At 47.7% G+C, this 15,649-nt stretch carries 15 protein-coding genes, 1 tRNA gene and 1 pseudogene; 7 read left to right on the top strand and 10 right to left on the bottom strand.

All coding sequences use genetic code 11. The annotated features are described in order from the left end of the window. Positions 1 to 21: 21 nt before the first annotated feature. Together IEW48_RS06865 and IEW48_RS06860 are read right to left on the bottom strand one after the other, a co-directional pair. The gene (locus IEW48_RS06865; RefSeq protein WP_188623140.1) at positions 22 to 513 is read right to left on the bottom strand and encodes a phosphatidylglycerophosphatase A family protein; all 492 of its coding nucleotides are present in this window, start codon (positions 511 to 513) and stop codon (positions 22 to 24) included. A 123-nt stretch (positions 514 to 636) separates the two neighbouring features. Further along, on the bottom strand, positions 637 to 864 hold the full coding sequence (locus tag IEW48_RS06860; protein ID WP_007504412.1) for a NifU family protein: 228 nt from the start codon (positions 862 to 864) through the stop codon (positions 637 to 639). 210 nt (positions 865 to 1,074) lie between these two features. On the opposite strand from IEW48_RS06860, the gene cysK reads away from it, so the two are divergent. The 3 genes from cysK to IEW48_RS06845 all read left to right on the top strand — a co-directional run bounded on the left by cysK (position 1,075) and on the right by IEW48_RS06845 (position 5,327). Next, a complete protein-coding gene (gene cysK, locus IEW48_RS06855; protein ID WP_188623139.1) occupies positions 1,075 to 1,998 on the top strand; it encodes a cysteine synthase A in 924 nt (307 codons plus the stop codon). A 3-nt stretch (positions 1,999 to 2,001) separates the two neighbouring features. Beyond that, positions 2,002 to 3,135 carry a bifunctional cystathionine gamma-lyase/homocysteine desulfhydrase gene (locus IEW48_RS06850; protein ID WP_188623138.1) on the top strand — a complete coding sequence of 378 codons (1,134 nt, stop codon included), beginning with the start codon at positions 2,002 to 2,004 and terminating at the stop codon, positions 3,133 to 3,135. Between the two features lie 152 nt (positions 3,136 to 3,287). Then, on the top strand, positions 3,288 to 5,327 hold the full coding sequence (locus IEW48_RS06845) for a penicillin-binding transpeptidase domain-containing protein (RefSeq protein WP_188623137.1): 2,040 nt from the start codon (positions 3,288 to 3,290) through the stop codon (positions 5,325 to 5,327). A gap of 133 nt (positions 5,328 to 5,460) precedes the next feature. Here IEW48_RS06845 and IEW48_RS06840 read toward each other — a convergent pair whose 3' ends face one another. Beyond that, the gene (locus tag IEW48_RS06840; RefSeq protein WP_188623136.1) at positions 5,461 to 6,528 is read right to left on the bottom strand and encodes an NAD(P)/FAD-dependent oxidoreductase; all 1,068 of its coding nucleotides are present in this window, start codon (positions 6,526 to 6,528) and stop codon (positions 5,461 to 5,463) included. A gap of 164 nt (positions 6,529 to 6,692) precedes the next feature. On the opposite strand from IEW48_RS06840, the gene IEW48_RS06835 reads away from it, so the two are divergent. Beyond that, complete coding sequence (locus IEW48_RS06835) at positions 6,693 to 6,938, top strand: DUF1450 domain-containing protein (RefSeq protein ID WP_503826749.1); 246 nt, start codon at positions 6,693 to 6,695, stop codon at positions 6,936 to 6,938. Here the strand turns inward: IEW48_RS06835 and IEW48_RS06830 are convergent. From IEW48_RS06830 to IEW48_RS06820, 3 genes are all read right to left on the bottom strand, one after another. Beyond that, on the bottom strand, positions 6,935 to 7,090 hold the full coding sequence (locus tag IEW48_RS06830; protein WP_188623134.1) for a hypothetical protein: 156 nt from the start codon (positions 7,088 to 7,090) through the stop codon (positions 6,935 to 6,937). The two genes, IEW48_RS06835 and IEW48_RS06830, sit on opposite strands and share 4 nt — an antisense overlap. Positions 7,091 to 7,180: 90 nt before the next feature. Beyond that, the gene (locus tag IEW48_RS06825) at positions 7,181 to 7,372 is read right to left on the bottom strand and encodes a hypothetical protein (protein WP_188623133.1); all 192 of its coding nucleotides are present in this window, start codon (positions 7,370 to 7,372) and stop codon (positions 7,181 to 7,183) included. Between the two features lie 111 nt (positions 7,373 to 7,483). After that, complete coding sequence (locus IEW48_RS06820) at positions 7,484 to 8,713, bottom strand: alanine racemase (protein ID WP_188623132.1); 1,230 nt, start codon at positions 8,711 to 8,713, stop codon at positions 7,484 to 7,486. A gap of 99 nt (positions 8,714 to 8,812) precedes the next feature. On the opposite strand from IEW48_RS06820, the gene IEW48_RS06815 reads away from it, so the two are divergent. Then, positions 8,813 to 8,889: transfer RNA gene (locus tag IEW48_RS06815), tRNA-Pro, on the top strand. 418 nt (positions 8,890 to 9,307) lie between these two features. Here the strand turns inward: IEW48_RS06815 and IEW48_RS06810 are convergent. The 4 genes and pseudogenes from IEW48_RS06810 to IEW48_RS06790 all read right to left on the bottom strand — a co-directional run bounded on the left by IEW48_RS06810 (position 9,308) and on the right by IEW48_RS06790 (position 12,604). Further along, positions 9,308 to 10,612: pseudogene (locus tag IEW48_RS06810) on the bottom strand (ISNCY family transposase). Positions 10,613 to 10,654: 42 nt separating this feature from the next. Then, a complete protein-coding gene (locus IEW48_RS06800; protein WP_188623129.1) occupies positions 10,655 to 11,428 on the bottom strand; it encodes a recombinase family protein in 774 nt (257 codons plus the stop codon). A gap of 201 nt (positions 11,429 to 11,629) precedes the next feature. Next, complete coding sequence (locus IEW48_RS06795; RefSeq protein ID WP_188623128.1) at positions 11,630 to 12,154, bottom strand: ImmA/IrrE family metallo-endopeptidase; 525 nt, start codon at positions 12,152 to 12,154, stop codon at positions 11,630 to 11,632. 87 nt (positions 12,155 to 12,241) lie between these two features. Next, positions 12,242 to 12,604, bottom strand: a complete 363-nt coding sequence (locus IEW48_RS06790; RefSeq protein WP_188623193.1) for a hypothetical protein — start codon at positions 12,602 to 12,604, stop codon at positions 12,242 to 12,244. A 258-nt stretch (positions 12,605 to 12,862) separates the two neighbouring features. On the opposite strand from IEW48_RS06790, the gene IEW48_RS06785 reads away from it, so the two are divergent. Together IEW48_RS06785 and IEW48_RS06780 are read left to right on the top strand one after the other, a co-directional pair. Next, entirely contained in the window at positions 12,863 to 13,267 is a 405-nt protein-coding gene (locus tag IEW48_RS06785) for an ArsR/SmtB family transcription factor (RefSeq protein WP_188623127.1), read from the top strand. 6 nt (positions 13,268 to 13,273) lie between these two features. Further along, on the top strand, positions 13,274 to 15,382 hold the full coding sequence (locus IEW48_RS06780; protein ID WP_188623126.1) for a heavy metal translocating P-type ATPase: 2,109 nt from the start codon (positions 13,274 to 13,276) through the stop codon (positions 15,380 to 15,382). Positions 15,383 to 15,649 lie beyond the last annotated feature (267 nt).

Genomic DNA, 15,649 nt, shown 5'->3' with positions numbered 1-15,649 from the left:
GCTGCAGGTTGGGACAACGCTCTAACCTTCTCCCAGACGGGACACGGTGTGGGCCAGACGGCTGGACGCAGCGGCGGCAATGGCCCCGACAATATCATCCAGGAAGGTATGGCAGCCATTGGTTTTATCGTTCAACCGCGCTAAAAGGCCTGGTTTGACTTTGTCAATATAGCCGAAGTTGGTAAAGCCGATGCTGCCATAAATATTGACGATGGACAGGGCAATCACTTCATCGATGCCATATAAACCTTCATCTTGTTCAATTATGGATTGCAATGGATCTTCGAGCTGTTTGTTTTCAGCCAGTTTGTCCAGGGTGATGCCGGTGATGATGGCATTCTGGACATCCCGTTTGGTCAGTACATGCTTGACGTGCTTCAGGCAGACCTCCAGATCAAGATCGGGGATATATTTTTCCTGCAAAAACAAGACAAGTTCCCCAATTTGTTCGACCGTGACCCCGCGCTCCTGCAACAATTGTAAGGCATATGCTTCAAGTTGACTGGTTGCCATGGCGCTATACCACCTTATCCTGTTCATTTGCTTAACGTAAGCTATAGCATGTTCAGCGCCCTGCCTGTTTATGCATAAGAAAACCCCTTCTGCGTGTAACGCGAAGGGGTTAACTTACTGGGGTTACAGCACTTGTTCCACTTCTTTGATTTCCGGAATCTCTTCCATCAGCGCCCGTTCAATCCCTGCTTTTAAGGTCATGGTTGAAGCGGGACAGCTGCCGCAAGCACCTAACAGACGCAGCTTAACAACGCCATCCTCCACGGCGACGAGTTCACAGTCTCCGCCATCACGCTGGAGGAAAGGGCGCAATTTGTCCAGTACTTCCTGTACCCTGGCTTCAAGTTCCATCACTATCACTCCTCCTTCTCCCCATATTATACCACATATTATATCTGGAACAGCGTAAAAAATCTAACCCAATGATTGGCTGAGTTCAGCTTACTTTTATTATATCATTAAAACGAGTGACAATAAGAGGGGGATCTTCATTGCAAATAGACCAAGTTTTTCATATCATGGAAGTGTCCAGCACCAAGAGAAAGTATGAGGGTGAACCTGATGAAACATGTCTATAAAAACGTCAAAGAATTGATCGGCAATACCCCTATTGTGGAATTGACGCAGTTTGAACTGCCCCAGGGTGTGCGCTTGTTTGCCAAGCTGGAGTATTTTAACCCGGGCGGAAGCGTGAAGGACCGTCTGGGATTAGCCTTGATCCGTGATGCAGAAGCACGGGGAAAATTGAAACCCGGAGGCACGATCATTGAACCTACAGCAGGCAACACAGGGATCGGTTTGGCACTGGCTGCCATTCAAACAGACTACCAGGTGATTTTTGTTGTGCCGGAAAAGTTTAGCGTTGAAAAACAGCAGCTGATGAGGGCCTTGGGAGCCAAGGTCATCAACACGCCCACCGAAGAAGGCATGCGCGGGGCGATAAAAAAAGCCAAACAATTGGAGCAGGAAATCGAAAACGCTTTCTGTCCGCAGCAATTTGCTAATCCCGCCAATCCGCTGGCCCATTACCAAACGACTGGGCCTGAAATTTGGGAGCAAATGGATGGACAGGTCCATGTTTTTGTGGCGGGTGCCGGAACGGGTGGGACCTTTATGGGGACAGCCCGTTACTTGAAAGAAAAAAACCCAGAGATCAAAACAGTGATTGTGGAGCCTGAAGGGTCGATTTTAAACGGAGGGGAGCCGGGTCCGCACAAAACAGAGGGAATCGGCATGGAATTTTTGCCTGAGTATATGGATCCAAGTTACTTTGATGCCATCCACACCATTGAGGATGAGGAAGCCTTCTTCTATGTGCGGGAGCTGGCCAGAAAAGAGGGGCTCTTGGTGGCCAGCTCATCGGGAGCGGCCATGGCCGCCTCTTTGAAAGAGGCTCAACAGGCCCCGCCCGGAACCAACATTGTCACCATTTTTCCAGACAGCAGTGAGCGTTACCTGAGTCAAAACATTTATCAAGGGGGCTGAAACATGAAATTAAATACAAAGTTGATACACGGCGGGATTGTTGGCGATCCCCATACAGGTGCCGTCAACGTTCCCATTTATCAGGTCAGCACCTACCGCCAGGAAGGGGTCGGCCGGCATAAAGGGTACGAATATTCCCGCACAGGCAATCCCACCCGTTTTGCCTGTGAGGAGCTGATTAAAGATATTGAGGGCGGCAAGCGCGGTTTTGCTTTCGCTTCCGGAATGGCAGCCATCACCGCTGTCATCATGCTTTTTGATCAAGGGGATCACTTTATCGTAGGTGATGATGTTTACGGCGGAACTTACCGGGTCTTAAGCACCGTGTTTAACCGTTTTGGCATTGACGTGAGCTTCGTGGATACCAGCCGCATTGACCAGGTGGAAGGAGCCATTACTGACAAAACCAAAGCGGTTTTCCTGGAGACTCCCAGCAACCCCTTGCTAAAGGTGTCCGATATCCCGGCTATTGCCGATCTGTGCCGGGCCCACGGGTTAAAACTGATTGTGGATAATACCTTTATGACCCCGTACTGGCAAAATCCCATACAGCTTGGCGCCGACATTGTCCTGCACAGCGCCACCAAGTATCTGGGAGGCCATAGCGATGTAGTCGCTGGACTAGCGGTCGTTAAGGACGATAACATGGCTGAGCGGTTGCATCATATCCAAAATTCCACAGGGGGAGTTCTGGGGCCGCAGGATGCTTGGTTGTTGATCCGGGGCATTAAAACGCTCGGCGTCCGGATGCGGGCCCATGAGGAAAACGCCCGGGAGATTGCCAACTATTTGGTGTCCCGCCCAGATATCAAAGCCGTTTTTTATCCGGGTTTGCCAAACCATCCGGGGCATGAAGTGCAAAAAAGACAAGCGCGCGGCTTCGGGGGGATGCTTTCCTTTGATGTGGGCAGCGGCAAACGGGCTGAAGAGGTGCTCAGCAAAGTAAAATACTTCACCCTGGCTGAAAGCCTGGGTGCTGTGGAAAGCCTGATTTCTGTACCGGCTAAAATGACCCATGCTTCGATTCCGCCTGAACGCAGGGCAGAACTGGGGATTAGTGATGGTTTGATCCGCATCTCTGTTGGCTTGGAAGATCGTGAAGATTTAATTGAGGACTTGGAGCAAGCCCTGGGCTAAGTGACAGCATAGGCATTTAACATGAGAAATAAAAATATCATAGAAGCAAGACTGCAAGAGAAGGCTGCTGGGACAAACGGCAGCCTATGTCTGTATAAACAGGGGTAAAGCCTGCGTTGTTCAAGGAAAGTCTGAGAGGAGGAGGGAGACAAATGAGGCTGATTTATTTCGCTGTTGCGGCACTGTTGTTCTTGGCCGCTGGCTGTTCTGCTGACGAGGTCACACCGGAAGAAACATTTGACCACTATGTGTCCCTGTGGGAGTCAGGCCAGTTTGCCGCGATGTATGATTTGTTAAGTACAGAGGCGAAAGCCGTCTATGACCGTGATTATGTTGTGGAGCGCTATGAAAACATTTATGACGGCATTGGCGCCAACAGCTTGCAGGTTAGGCCATCCTATCCTGAGGAGGCAGAAATGGACGAGGACGGACAGGTCCGGTTTCCCTTTTCAGTCACCATGAAGACGGTGGCCGGGGAGGTCCGTTTTGAGCACACGGTCACGCTGGTTCAGGAACAAGATGAAGAAGCAGGTGAAAAGCGATGGGGAATCGTGTGGGATCCAAGCATGATTTTTCCCCAATTAGAAGGGGAAGATAAAGTCAGAGTGGAGATCCTGGAAGCTCACAGAGGGGAAATTGTGGATCGCAACGGTATAGGTCTGGCTATAAACGGCACCCTTGGCTCAGTAGGTGTGGTTCCGGCCAGACTGGAGGAAGGGGAAGATCTTGACCAGGCCCTTGAACAGCTGGCCAAGGAGCTGGGCCTGTCTGTGGACAGAATCAAACAAGAGCTGGATGCTTCCTGGGTCCAGCCCGACTGGTTTGTGCCGCTGGCGACCATTGCTAAAGATGATGAAGAAAAGAAAACAAGGTTATTGTCTATTAAAGGCGTCATGATTCAGGATACTCCGGGACGTGTCTATCCCCATAAAGAGAGCGCAGCCCATTTAACGGGTTACATCCAGCCCCTGACGGCAGAGGAATGGGAAGAACTGAGGGAGAAAGGTTACCGCCAAACAGATTGGATTGGCAAAACGGGAGTGGAGCAGTGGTTTGAAGAACGTTTGCGCGGAAAACATGGGGCCATCATCTACACCACAGACGAAAATAACAACAGGAAGGAAATTATTGCCCAACAAGATCCGGTGCATGGAGAGAATATCACCTTGACAATTGATATCCGCCTTCAAGAGGAACTGTACCGTCAACTGGAAGGAGAGGCTGGCACAGCAGTGGCCATTCATCCCCGGACAGGGGAGATATTGGCCCTGGTCAACAGCCCTGCCTATGATCCCAACCTGTTTATTGTGGGTTTATCGCCTGAACAATGGCAAGCGTGGTCTGAAGATCCAGCCAAGCCCTTGTTTAACCGTTTTAACCAGGCCTATCCTCCGGGGTCCGCTTTTAAGCCGGTGACGGCAGCCATTGCCCTGGAAGAAGGGGTGATTTCTCCCGAGGAAACGATACATGTATCCGGTTTAAGATGGCAGCCTGACGCTTCCTGGGGACAATACCATGTCACCCGTGTCACCGATCCAGGCCAGCCTGTGGATTTAACACAGGCTATGGCTTATTCAGATAATATCTATTTTGCCCAAGCTGCCTTAAAGCTGGGGCAAGAGGCTTTTAAACGGGGAGCGGAAGCTTTTGGGTTTGGCACTCCCCTTCCCCTGGATGTGCCGGTCACCGTTTCAAGGTTGTCCAATGAAGAAAAGCAATGGGATGATGTTCAGCTGGCAGTGAGCGGGTTTGGACAAGGGGAAGTGATGATCAGCCCCCTTCATCTTGCTGTCGCTTATACCCCGTTTTTAAACCAGGGTGATCTGGTGGCCCCCAGGCTTGAATTAAACGGGGAAAGCACGTTATGGAAAGAGCAGATCATCTCCCCAGCCACCGCTGATCTCATCCGGCAGACGTTGATTGAGGTTGTGGAGCATCCCCAGGGAACTGGACGCGGGGCCCGTCTTGCTGGACGGACCATTGGAGGCAAAACAGGAACAGCAGAACTGAAAGCAAGCCTGGACGAGCAAGGAAAGGAATATGGCTGGTTTGTGGCCTTTGATGCGGACCAGGAACAGGTTTTGGTGGTGATGATGATTGAAGGGGTTGAAGATAAGGGAGGAAGCGCTTACGTGGTCCCCAAGGTGAGGAAGGTGCTTGATGCGTACCTTCAGTCACTGTCCGTTCAGTAAGGCCAGGATTAACATCCCTCAACAAAGCCTGCCACTCAGTATAAGCTGATGGTTGTCTCTAAACGGTTAAGGGCTGTCCCGGATAGCAATGGGACAGCCCAGTCCTGTTTGTCAACACAACTTTGATGTTTGTTTAGCCTAAGTGATGTTTGTACATCCACAATACACCTGATTTAAGCACCCGGGGAATGCGGCCAATTAAAGTGGTGTCACCCATCACTCCGAACCCGTGTTTCTTACCAAGGGAGCCTAGCACACCTTTTAGTTTGATTTTGGGCAACTGGGGCAGGGGTTCATCATGCAATCTGGCCAAGAGCACCTGGGCTATCTGGTCTCCCTGTGCCTCGGCCAGCTGGGCACTGGGAGCATGGGGCAGGCTGGCACAGTCGCCAACCACAAATACATTGGGATAATCTTCAAGGTAATGATGAGGGCTTAATGCGAGCCGTCCCAGATGGTCTTTTTCAACAGGGAGGGCTTGAACAATGCGGTTGGCTTGGATGCCGGCCGTCCAGACGATTTCATCTGCCTCAACAGGCTGGCCGTGATTGAAGAACAGTTGAGGCTCAACCTTGTCAATGTTAGCCTTATGAACAAGGTCGACATCATTTTCATGGAACCATTGGCAAACATAACGCCTCAATTTTTCAGGAAACGGGCTTAAAATGGTTTCACCACGGTCATAGATGGCAATGTTTAAATCAGGGCGGCTTTCTCTTAATTCGGAGGCCAATTCCACCCCGCTTAAACCGCCGCCAATAATTGCAACATGGCCATAAGGTTTAATATTGTTTAAAGCCTGGTAGGTTTTCCTGGTTTTAGGCAGGGTTTGAATGCTGTGGGTGTTTTCTTTGGCACCGGGCACACCGTGATATTTATCTTCACAGCCGAGGGCGATAATCAGGTAATCATAAGCAACAGGATCCTGCCCATCTATGTGAACCATGTTTTGTTCCACATCGATGGAGGTGACTTCACCCAGCTGCACTTTAAGGCGGGGATCATTTGGAAAAGCAACTCGCAAATTCGCTTCCGACTCTGTGCCTGCAGCCAGGGCGTAATATTCGGTTTTCAGTCCATGATAAGGCATACGGTCGATCAGGGTCAGGCGTGTATGCTTAGGCAAGTTGGCGGCCAGCAAGCGCTGGATGATGCGCAACCCGCCATAACCTCCACCCAAGACGAGGATGTGTTTGTCCATTGTAGACTTCCTTTCCTGCTTAATCACAATATTAAATTCTAAATAAATGCTGAAAAAAAAGCAATAACTTGTGACGAAATAATGAACACGCTTTCGAAATGAACAAAGATTGACTTCAATGGACAAAATTAAGTAGCATAACAATAGAAAGGCAGGGATTCATGATGAGACCGATTGTCGAATTTTGTCAAACCAATCTCGCTTCAGGAACACAAAGGGTCAAAGAGGAACTGGAGAAAGATTCCAATATTGATGTTGTGGAATATGATTGTCTCGGTTACTGTGTGGATTGTGCTGCTTACCCCTATGCGCTTGTAAATGGTAAGATAGTCACAGGCAAATCCACTAAAGACTTATTAAACAAAATCCGGGCTGAGATTGAACGGCAGGAGGAGGAGATGCTCTCTTAACCTGGCCGTTCATCATCCAGCCCAAATAAATATAAGATGTAGCTTTGGAGCGTCCAGCGTTGCCCGTAAATGTCGGTCAACGGTCCGCCGGGGCGGAAGCGAAACACTTGGTTTGAGCCTGGCCTTTGGGTAACCACCCAATCTTTTTCCAACCAGGCTGCTCCCAGCTGTCAAAACTGTTGAGATCAGGCTGCTTGCCCTCATCGTTCCTTTTTCTAAAGCGCTGTCTATTAAAGGGGCCGTCATGGAGTCAAGGATGAACATGGTGATTTTTTTCCTTTCTGTTCACTTTGCAGAGGATAGATAGCCTGTTCAGGCCTGGCCGTTCTTGGAGCGGCCTCACTTTCTGGATGAAAGTGAAAGGTGTAATAATAGATCAAACTTCCTGATAAAATAGCCAACAGGACTGCACAAAAGATCCACCACTTTTTCATTGTTGTTTCCTCCCTGAGATGAACATCTGATCTTTAGTTTGCCTCAGGGGAACAGGATTATTTCAAAAAAGAAGCTGCTCTGTGGACCTTTGTGCGTGGTTCAGGTGAAGATTAATAAGTTTTGCCGCGGCCGATCACGTGCCAAACGGAATGGACATCGTCAGAAGAAAGGACACCATCAGCAGCAGCCTGTTCTGTTACCGCTTGGTCCCGTCCATACACAAACAAACGGTCGGTCAAGTTAACGACAGGACAGGCATGATTGGGAATGATTTGGATAAACTGTCCTATTGTTAACCGTGTCCCCGGAGTTCCTTCAACCACGCCATGTTCTTCTGACAAACGGGTAATGGCCAGTTCCGGGTATCCCACAATATATCCATACCCAGTCAGACCGCTTTTACCATGTGCGCCCTGGTCTAGAGCCAGTGTTTTGGCCCCGGCGTCAATCACCCATCTCCCGGGGGCAGGATGGGAGACCACGCGGCTGAGGACCCTCAAGGCACATTGGGACCAAGTGGCACTCCCTAACCGGACCTGGGTCCGGTCATTAAAAACGTAATTTCCCGGACGGATTTCAGTGACACCGGAAACGGTACCAGAGATGCGGACCGTGGGTGTGGCCCCCACACTAATCTCCACAGGAAGGGAAGGAAACCGGGCTTTAACAGCCTCTCCCAGCTGTGCCATGATTTCTCCTTCTTGCCGGGCAATCCGTTCCCTTTCAGCCTCATTTTCTGCTCCATAAGCATGACCGGCATGGGTTAAAAGGCCGATAAACTGCAAGTGGGTCAACTCCAACAGCCTTTCAACAAAAGAGACCACTTCCTTGTGGTCAGGATCCAGGCCGCAGCGATTCAATCCGGTATTAATCTTCACCATCACCCGGAAGGTGATGCCATTTCGCCGGGCGAAAGCATGTAATGAGCGGGCTGCTTCCATGTGGTCCACCATCAGCGTCAGACGGGCCTGCTCGTTAAGCCGTGCAGCACGGGTGAACTGGTCATCACCTACAATGGGAAAAGCGATTAATAGATCTAACTTTCCAAGCGGGTGTGTGCCCGTTGATGGGTCCGTTTCCCAGGCGGAAATGAGTGCTTCCGCTTCGCTTAATGAAGCCACGGTTACGCCTGCAGCCCCATGCTTTAATTGCATCTGGACAATTTCAAGTGTCTTGTGTGTTTTAAAATGGGGACGCAGGGCCAAGTTGTGCCGGCGGGCAAAGTCACTCATCTCAGCAATATTCCTGCACAAGGTGGCATAGTGGACCATCACCCGGGGGGTGGAGAGGGGCAGGAATTGTTTAATGTCCCAAGGTTTTGGCCGATTATGGATTTGCATAAAATTCCTCCTTAAAATCTTAAAAAAGGTCTTGATTCTGCTTCTATTTTATGATAAATTATTCACTGTCTGATTCACAACATGTTTCTTCACTCTGATCGGGACGTGGCGCAGCCCGGTAGCGCGCACCCTTGGGGTGGGTGAGGTCGCGGGTTCAAATCCCGCCGTTCCGACCATTACATAAAATACAAAGTGCCTCTTTTGTTAGAGGTGCTTTTTATTTTTGTTTTTCCAACCGGAAGATGGATGTTGCACACTCATCATGTACCACAATCTTGTCAACAAGGGAATGAATAGCTGTGCGCTGTTCTTCTTTTATGGCAATATTCTCTATGAAGAGGCTCGCTAGGGAGGATTGGATCTCTCCGTGAACCCTCATCTATTAGGTGTCAAACGTCAGTGAAAATGTCATATTAATTCGTCATTAATTCGTCAGTAAAAATGTCATATTGATTTGATACCTTCATCCCTTGCACAAGTCTAGCCTGTTACGCTCACGAAATCAAGGGTAAAGGCTTTCGCCCTCGTTGCACTTGCCCTTGATTTCGTTCGCTGCTCAGGCTGTATGGTCATTAAGGGATGAAGGTCCCTGTATCAGCTTGGCGCTGTCTGACTACACCTCGCAGTCTCTGGTGCTGTTCTTGGGTTAAACAGTGGTTTCCGCCAAGGATGATTTTCGTCAGGCTTATGGGGCTTTCGCTCTGAGCCCGCTTTTTGTTTTGACGGGGCAGCCTGGCGTTTAGGTTTAGGTATTTCCTTCAACGCATAGGCTTTGCCCTTGTACCACACAAAGAGTCTTCCATCCAGTGTCTGACGCACCTCTACGCGTGTTTTGGGCGGAATAACGGTTTTCTGGCTGTCCTCAGCAACAACATAGGTTTTGTGGTCAAAGGACAGTGTTTGCCCCGTTCCTAAAGTGCGCCAATGACGGTAGCATAAAATCAAATCTAAATTCGTTTGGTTTTGTTCCAGCGGAACAAAAGCGCTATGGGGATCCGTCGGTTCAACAGCAAAAGCTTTGTTGTGTTCCTCGATTAACTCGGGTAAGACACGATTGGCTTCCTCAATGGAATCCACTCCACGAAGACGTAATTCAACAATCCAGCGGTCCTGGAGTGTTTCAAACAGCCGTTCTATCCGTCCCTTGGCTTGTGGGGTATGGGCCTGGATGTGTTCAATGCCAAGATCTCTCAGTGCTTGGCCAAATTGCGACAATGGCTTGGACTCCCCTGCCAGTTCTTGCTCAATCGTGAGCTTGTCATGAGGGGAACGGAAGATCATGTGCCGATCGGAATAGATACTCATTGGGATGCCCTCCCGTTCAATCATTTGCCGGGTTAAGAGGAAATATCCTTCAGTGTCCTCCTGTGGACGGAAAACAGCGGCCACAATTCTTCCTGTGGCATCATCAATAGCGGCCAAAAGACACATGGGTTCTGCCCGGTCCTCCAGCCAACGATGAAAACTGCCATCCATCTGAACCAGCATGCCGGCCTAGGGTTTCCTTTTTCGCGGACGATGGGCCTTTGAAGGCCGGCGTTTGCGCTTGGCTTTGATCCGGGCCGCAAGGCGTATGCGACGTACGGTAGAAGGGCTAACCTCTATCCCTTCATATTTGGCCAATAATTCAGCAAAATGAACATCATTACAGTTTTTGTATCGTTCACTTTGGTGAAGTTCTAGAATCCTTTGGCGGACTTCATCATCCAAGGCATGAGCCGGTTTGCGCCCTTTGTTTTTGTGTATGACCCCACTTTCTCCCTCCTCAAGTATGCGTTTTTTCAGGCGGCAAACCTGGCGATAGCTTAAATTCAACAGTTCAGCAGCTTCACTCCCTGTTATGAGACCATCAATCCACCGACTAACGACCTTGTAACGCATCAGTTCTTTTTTGCTCATTGTAATCTTCTCCTGTCCCATAGTGACATTTTCACTGACGCGTTACAATATGACAATATCACAGACGAACAACAGAGAAGATGGACATTTGTTGACAAAAGCATTTTGCCTGTTTGAACAGATGTAACGTCTTGCTCTTTTTGAGCCATTGTACCTGATCTCCATCCTGGAATTGCAAGCACCGCAAACTAATAACCCGGTAAGAAGATGAGGGGATACTTCTCCACGAGGACCCAGGTTTACGTAGCGGTTGAGGTTTTCCTGTATTTTCTCCCAATCTTCTGGTGAGAACACCTTCGGAGCCAGTGGCGATTCGTATAGTTTCCCGTCATATTGCAAATAACCCCTGTAAAATGGATTCAAGAGTATATATTTCACGGCTTGACTTGTCCATTTGCCGTCAATAGGAGAAGGTATGTTTTTTCGGTTAAGATAATTGCTGATCTTCTTGACTCCCCACATGTTAACGGCTTTGTCACGAATCATCTCGGTGGCTGAAACCACACTGCAATCAAATTTCTCCAGCTCGTTGGTGATCTCAAGGAAGTCTTTAATCCGGCGTGATAATCGTGCCAAGTTATATACATACACTTTTTTGATCTTATTTGCTTTTATATATTCAAGCATATCCATCAAACCGGTACGCTTTGAATAATGAACACGGAAACCACTAATATCAATATCTCTAAAAATCTTAACCACTTTGGTTTCCTGTAACTTGGCAAACTGCTTAATCTTTTCAATTTGTGTTTCTGGCGATATGCTTTCCCGGTCTTTTCTTTCTTTTGACTGTCTGACATAACCTACCGCGTACATATTGTTTTCCACCTCACTCTAGCCATGTGCAAAACTTCCTCCAGATCACCCATTTGTATCACAAGAAAACAGATGTTGTTTATGGAGATGCCTGCCATTTCTGTCCTTTGACGAATGGACTTTATATTGATTCCGAAGCAGTTCGGTTTTTGGTTATTAACAACCAATTCAGACAAAAATACAGAAACTCCTAGAGATTCCTCAAACTCGCTTAAGGGCTGGAATAGCCGATCCGCACAAAAACTGTGCCGTGTATATCCGTTGTTTGATTTGATACCATCTTTTTTTAGCCAACCCATGTGTAACCTTAAAAACATCTGATAATAGCCCGATAATCAATCTGTCCTCACTGGGTAAATCCAGTTTCTTGATCATAAAAAAAGGCATGGCAGCATACAACTGAAAAACTTTGGCCTGATTTTCTTGAAGGTTGCGAAATTCAGGAAACATACCAAGCTGATTTCCCTCGTGTAATAGAGGATGTGCAAGCTCATGAAAAAACACTTCTCTCACTTCAGCAGGTGTTTTGGCCGAATCAAGAAAGATGACGGATAAATTATCATCCCACATGGCTCGTTGGGGAGCATTAGGTATGTAGACGATCTGGACCTTGAAAAGATCCGACAGTTTTTCCAAACACAAATCTTCAGGTTGAACAATACCTTTTGACTTGAACAGATGCTCTATTTTTTCTTCAAATGCAGTTTTGTAGTACATATGTAGCATTGTCAACCCCCCTATAGGCACTTAGTAATAGAACATTTGTTCTATTACATTGTACCAAAAAAAGCCTATGTGTAAAGTCCATAGGCTTTATTTAATCCGTTTCATTTCCCGTATTTCCGTTTCTTGCTCAAGAGAACGCAAGGCAAGCGTCTCCAAAATTTTGTCTTGACGCTCTTGGCCTTGACTTAACTGCTGTAGCAAGTTTTCCTGTTTCTTTTGCAGTTTGAGTATTTCACCGACAGTGTTCTCCAATTCCGATACTTTCTGATCTATTTGAGTCATCTTGGAATCTAACTGAGACACCTTGGAATCCAAATAAGATACTTTGACATTTGTTGATTTGATGATACTGATGAGTTGTGTCAGCAATTCTCTCTGTCGTTGCTGTTCCGATGCAATTTGTTGCAATAATTTTTCGCTCACAACGAGATTAATTTTTTCAATGAACATGATCCGACATAAACTCTATCGCGAGAGCTATCCATCCTTTTTGAGTACAAACGGAAAAACTGAAGAAACAGGAACCGGATATCTAAAAGAATTCATATGATAAGGGTTTGTTCTCAATCCCTTCCCATCATTTGATAAAATAATCAAATGTATATTTAGATGTTGACGCATAAATGTCATTTAGTACATAATAATTTTGTAACGAGTAAATGATTGTTTGATTATTTGAGTATTGGTAAGAGAAGGAGGGATTTTAACATGGAAGAAAAGTCAATCATAAGCAAAAGGGGGATTGGGATCAAGATATCCAAAACCAAACAAGACGATACCTGTGAAACATTCATCTTTGATCCAGAAAAGGTAGCGCGCCGACAACAGGAAGTTGATCGGACAGAAGGCCTGGCCCCTTTATTTAAAGTGTTGGCCGATGAGACACGGCTGAAAATCATATACGCTCTAAGCCGGGAAGATGAACTTTGTGTCTGTGACGTGGCCACGATTATCGGTTCTACCAACGCAGCGGCATCTCACCATCTGCGAATGCTGCGCAATATGGGCCTCGCCAAACACCGTAAAGAGGGAAAAATGGTTTTTTACAGTCTGGAAAGCGGGCACGTGCGCCATTTGATCGATGAAGCACTTCGCCTAAAAGAAAGGAGGTAACTCAATATGGCCGAAACTTCTGCAGTCCAAAGACAATATCGGTTAAGAGGATTGACCTGTGCGGATTGTGCCGCCAAGATCGAGCGGCATGTCCAGGCGTTGCCTGGCGTTAAGGAAGCAAAACTGAACTTTGCAGCAGCTAAACTGACCATTGTCGGAGCCATCCCCGATGACGAACTGCAAAAGGAAATAAAGAAGATTGAAGATGTTACGATTCATCCTGTAGGCGCTCCCGAATCAACGGTTGGAAAATCGTTTTGGGAATCAAACCGTAAAGCGATTACCACAGGCATTTCTTTGGTTGCGTTGGTTATCGGATTGCTTTTGCAAGAGAATGATTTCTTAAGCAAAACGTTCCTCTTGCTTTCTATCCTCATCGGCGGCCATTCGATGATGCTGAAGGGGATTCGCAACCTGCTTCGTTTGAGCTTCGACATGTTTGTGCTCATGACAGTCGCCGTTATTGGCGCTTTGTTTATCGGGGAGTGGAAAGAAGCGGCTATAGTCGTTTTTCTCTTCGCGGTAAGCGAGATGCTCGAATCGTACTCGATGGAAAAAGCACGGCAATCGATCCGCTCGTTAATGGAAATCGCTCCTAAAGAAGCAACGGTCATCCGAAATGGGAAAGAAATCAGGCTGCCGGTTGAAGAACTGGTGGTGGGCGATGTTATTCTCGTGAAACCGGGTGAGAAGATTGCCATTGACGGCGAGATTATTGAAGGGACCTCTTCGATCAACGAAGCGGCCATTACCGGCGAATCCATGCCGGTGGAAAAAACCGTGGGCGATCCCGTTTATGCCGGAACGTTGAATCAACAAGGAGCCATTCGCGTCCGTGTGACCAAACTGGTCGAGGATACCACGATCGCCAAAATCATTCACCTGGTGGAGGAAGCCCAAAACGAACGTGCCCCTTCCCAAGCATTCGTCGATCGGTTTGCGAAGTATTACACTCCTGTTGTGATGACGTTGGCAATCGCAATCGCGATTGTTCCCCCGCTTTTCGGCGGCGATTGGGAGCGCTGGCTATATCAAGGCTTGGCATTGCTGGTCGTTGCCTGTCCATGTGCGTTAGTCGTATCGACACCCGTTGCGATCGTAACCGCCATCGGAAGGGCGGCGAAAAGCGGTGTATTGATCAAAGGCGGAGTATACTTGGAGGAAGCAGGCAATCTGAAGGCAATCGCCTTCGACAAAACCGGCACATTGACAAAAGGCGAACCTGCTGTAACGGATATTGAAGCTCTGAACGGCAAAAGTGAAGCGGAGATTTTGGAGATCGCCGCCAGCCTTGAGAAATTGTCCGAGCATCCGTTGGCCAAAGCCATTGTGAAAAGGGCAGTTGAAAGCAAAATAACTCCGCAGCCGGCTGAAGAGTTTTCAGCCATTACCGGAAAAGGAGCTTCCGGAAAAATCGACGGGGAAACGTATTATATCGGAAACCCCCGTTTATTTGAAGAACTGCATGACAATATTGACTCTGTTAAAGAAAGGATTTCTTCTTTACAGCAACAGGGCAAAACAGTGATGATCCTGGGAACCAAAGATAAGATCCTCGGTTTGATTGCCGTCGCTGACCAGGTAAGGGAACAAAGCGTACAAGCCGTTGCTGAATTGAAAAAAGCAGGAATCGCCAAAACGATTATGCTGACCGGGGACAACAACCAAACAGCAGCTGCAATCGCCAAATTGGTTGGTGTTGATGAATACTATGGGGAATTATTGCCACAGGATAAATTGGCCAAAATTAAAGAACTGCGCGAGAAGTACGGTAAAGTGGCCATGATTGGCGACGGCGTAAATGATGCGCCCGCTCTCGCTTCTGCTACCGTTGGCATTGCGATGGGTGGAGCAGGAACCGACACGGCTTTGGAAACTGCAGATATCGCATTGATGGCTGACGATCTTTCGAAACTTCCGTTCATGATTCGACTAGGAAGAAATGCTGTCCGCGTGATTAAACAGAACATCTCCTTCGCGCTCATTACGAAGTTGATTGCTGTTCTGCTCGTTTTCCCGGGATGGCTTACACTTTGGCTGGCAATTCTTGCAGATATGGGGGCAACAATTCTAGTGACATTAAATGGAATACGATTATTGAAAGTGAAAGATTAAAGGTATAATTATCCAGGGAAGTCCTGCAAGCGGGACTTCCCTGGATAAAAAGAAATATCGTAAGTCTACAGACTAGGATCCTCTTGATTTCAATTCTTTACAGCCTCTTTTGCTTTTCACACACCTCCCTTTAAAACTAATTACTCAACTTTCGCAGACAGAAACACCGAGTAAACCCTTGATATAATTGGGCAAACTCGACAAAAACTGATCGAAAAGCTCTTGAAACTTCTCTTCCGTAAGAACTAGAACTTCCCGTACCGCAGA

It is taken from the genome of Caldalkalibacillus thermarum, assembly GCF_014644735.1.
GTDB classification, from domain to species: Bacteria; Bacillota; Bacilli; order Caldalkalibacillales; family Caldalkalibacillaceae; genus Caldalkalibacillus; species Caldalkalibacillus thermarum.
The sequence above is the reverse complement of the archived record's forward strand: the minus strand, read 5'-3'. Positions and strand labels throughout refer to the sequence as shown.

Excerpts from the sequence above, each read along its gene's own strand:
- IEW48_RS06865 (WP_188623140.1), bottom strand. The coding sequence starts at position 513 with ATGGCAACCAGTCAACTTGAAGCATATGCCTTACAATTGTTGCAGGAG.
- IEW48_RS06860 (WP_007504412.1), bottom strand. The coding sequence starts at position 864 with ATGGAACTTGAAGCCAGGGTACAGGAAGTACTGGACAAATTGCGCCCT.
- cysK (WP_188623139.1), top strand. The coding sequence starts at position 1,075 with ATGAAACATGTCTATAAAAACGTCAAAGAATTGATCGGCAATACCCCT.
- IEW48_RS06850 (WP_188623138.1), top strand. The coding sequence starts at position 2,002 with ATGAAATTAAATACAAAGTTGATACACGGCGGGATTGTTGGCGATCCC.
- IEW48_RS06845 (WP_188623137.1), top strand. The coding sequence starts at position 3,288 with ATGAGGCTGATTTATTTCGCTGTTGCGGCACTGTTGTTCTTGGCCGCT.
- IEW48_RS06840 (WP_188623136.1), bottom strand. The coding sequence starts at position 6,528 with ATGGACAAACACATCCTCGTCTTGGGTGGAGGTTATGGCGGGTTGCGC.
- IEW48_RS06835 (WP_503826749.1), top strand. The coding sequence starts at position 6,693 with ATGAGACCGATTGTCGAATTTTGTCAAACCAATCTCGCTTCAGGAACA.
- IEW48_RS06825 (WP_188623133.1), bottom strand. The coding sequence starts at position 7,372 with ATGAAAAAGTGGTGGATCTTTTGTGCAGTCCTGTTGGCTATTTTATCA.
- IEW48_RS06820 (WP_188623132.1), bottom strand. The coding sequence starts at position 8,713 with ATGCAAATCCATAATCGGCCAAAACCTTGGGACATTAAACAATTCCTG.
- IEW48_RS06800 (WP_188623129.1), bottom strand. The coding sequence starts at position 11,428 with ATGTACGCGGTAGGTTATGTCAGACAGTCAAAAGAAAGAAAAGACCGG.
- IEW48_RS06795 (WP_188623128.1), bottom strand. The coding sequence starts at position 12,154 with ATGCTACATATGTACTACAAAACTGCATTTGAAGAAAAAATAGAGCAT.
- IEW48_RS06790 (WP_188623193.1), bottom strand. The coding sequence starts at position 12,604 with ATGTTCATTGAAAAAATTAATCTCGTTGTGAGCGAAAAATTATTGCAA.
- IEW48_RS06785 (WP_188623127.1), top strand. The coding sequence starts at position 12,863 with ATGGAAGAAAAGTCAATCATAAGCAAAAGGGGGATTGGGATCAAGATA.
- IEW48_RS06780 (WP_188623126.1), top strand. The coding sequence starts at position 13,274 with ATGGCCGAAACTTCTGCAGTCCAAAGACAATATCGGTTAAGAGGATTG.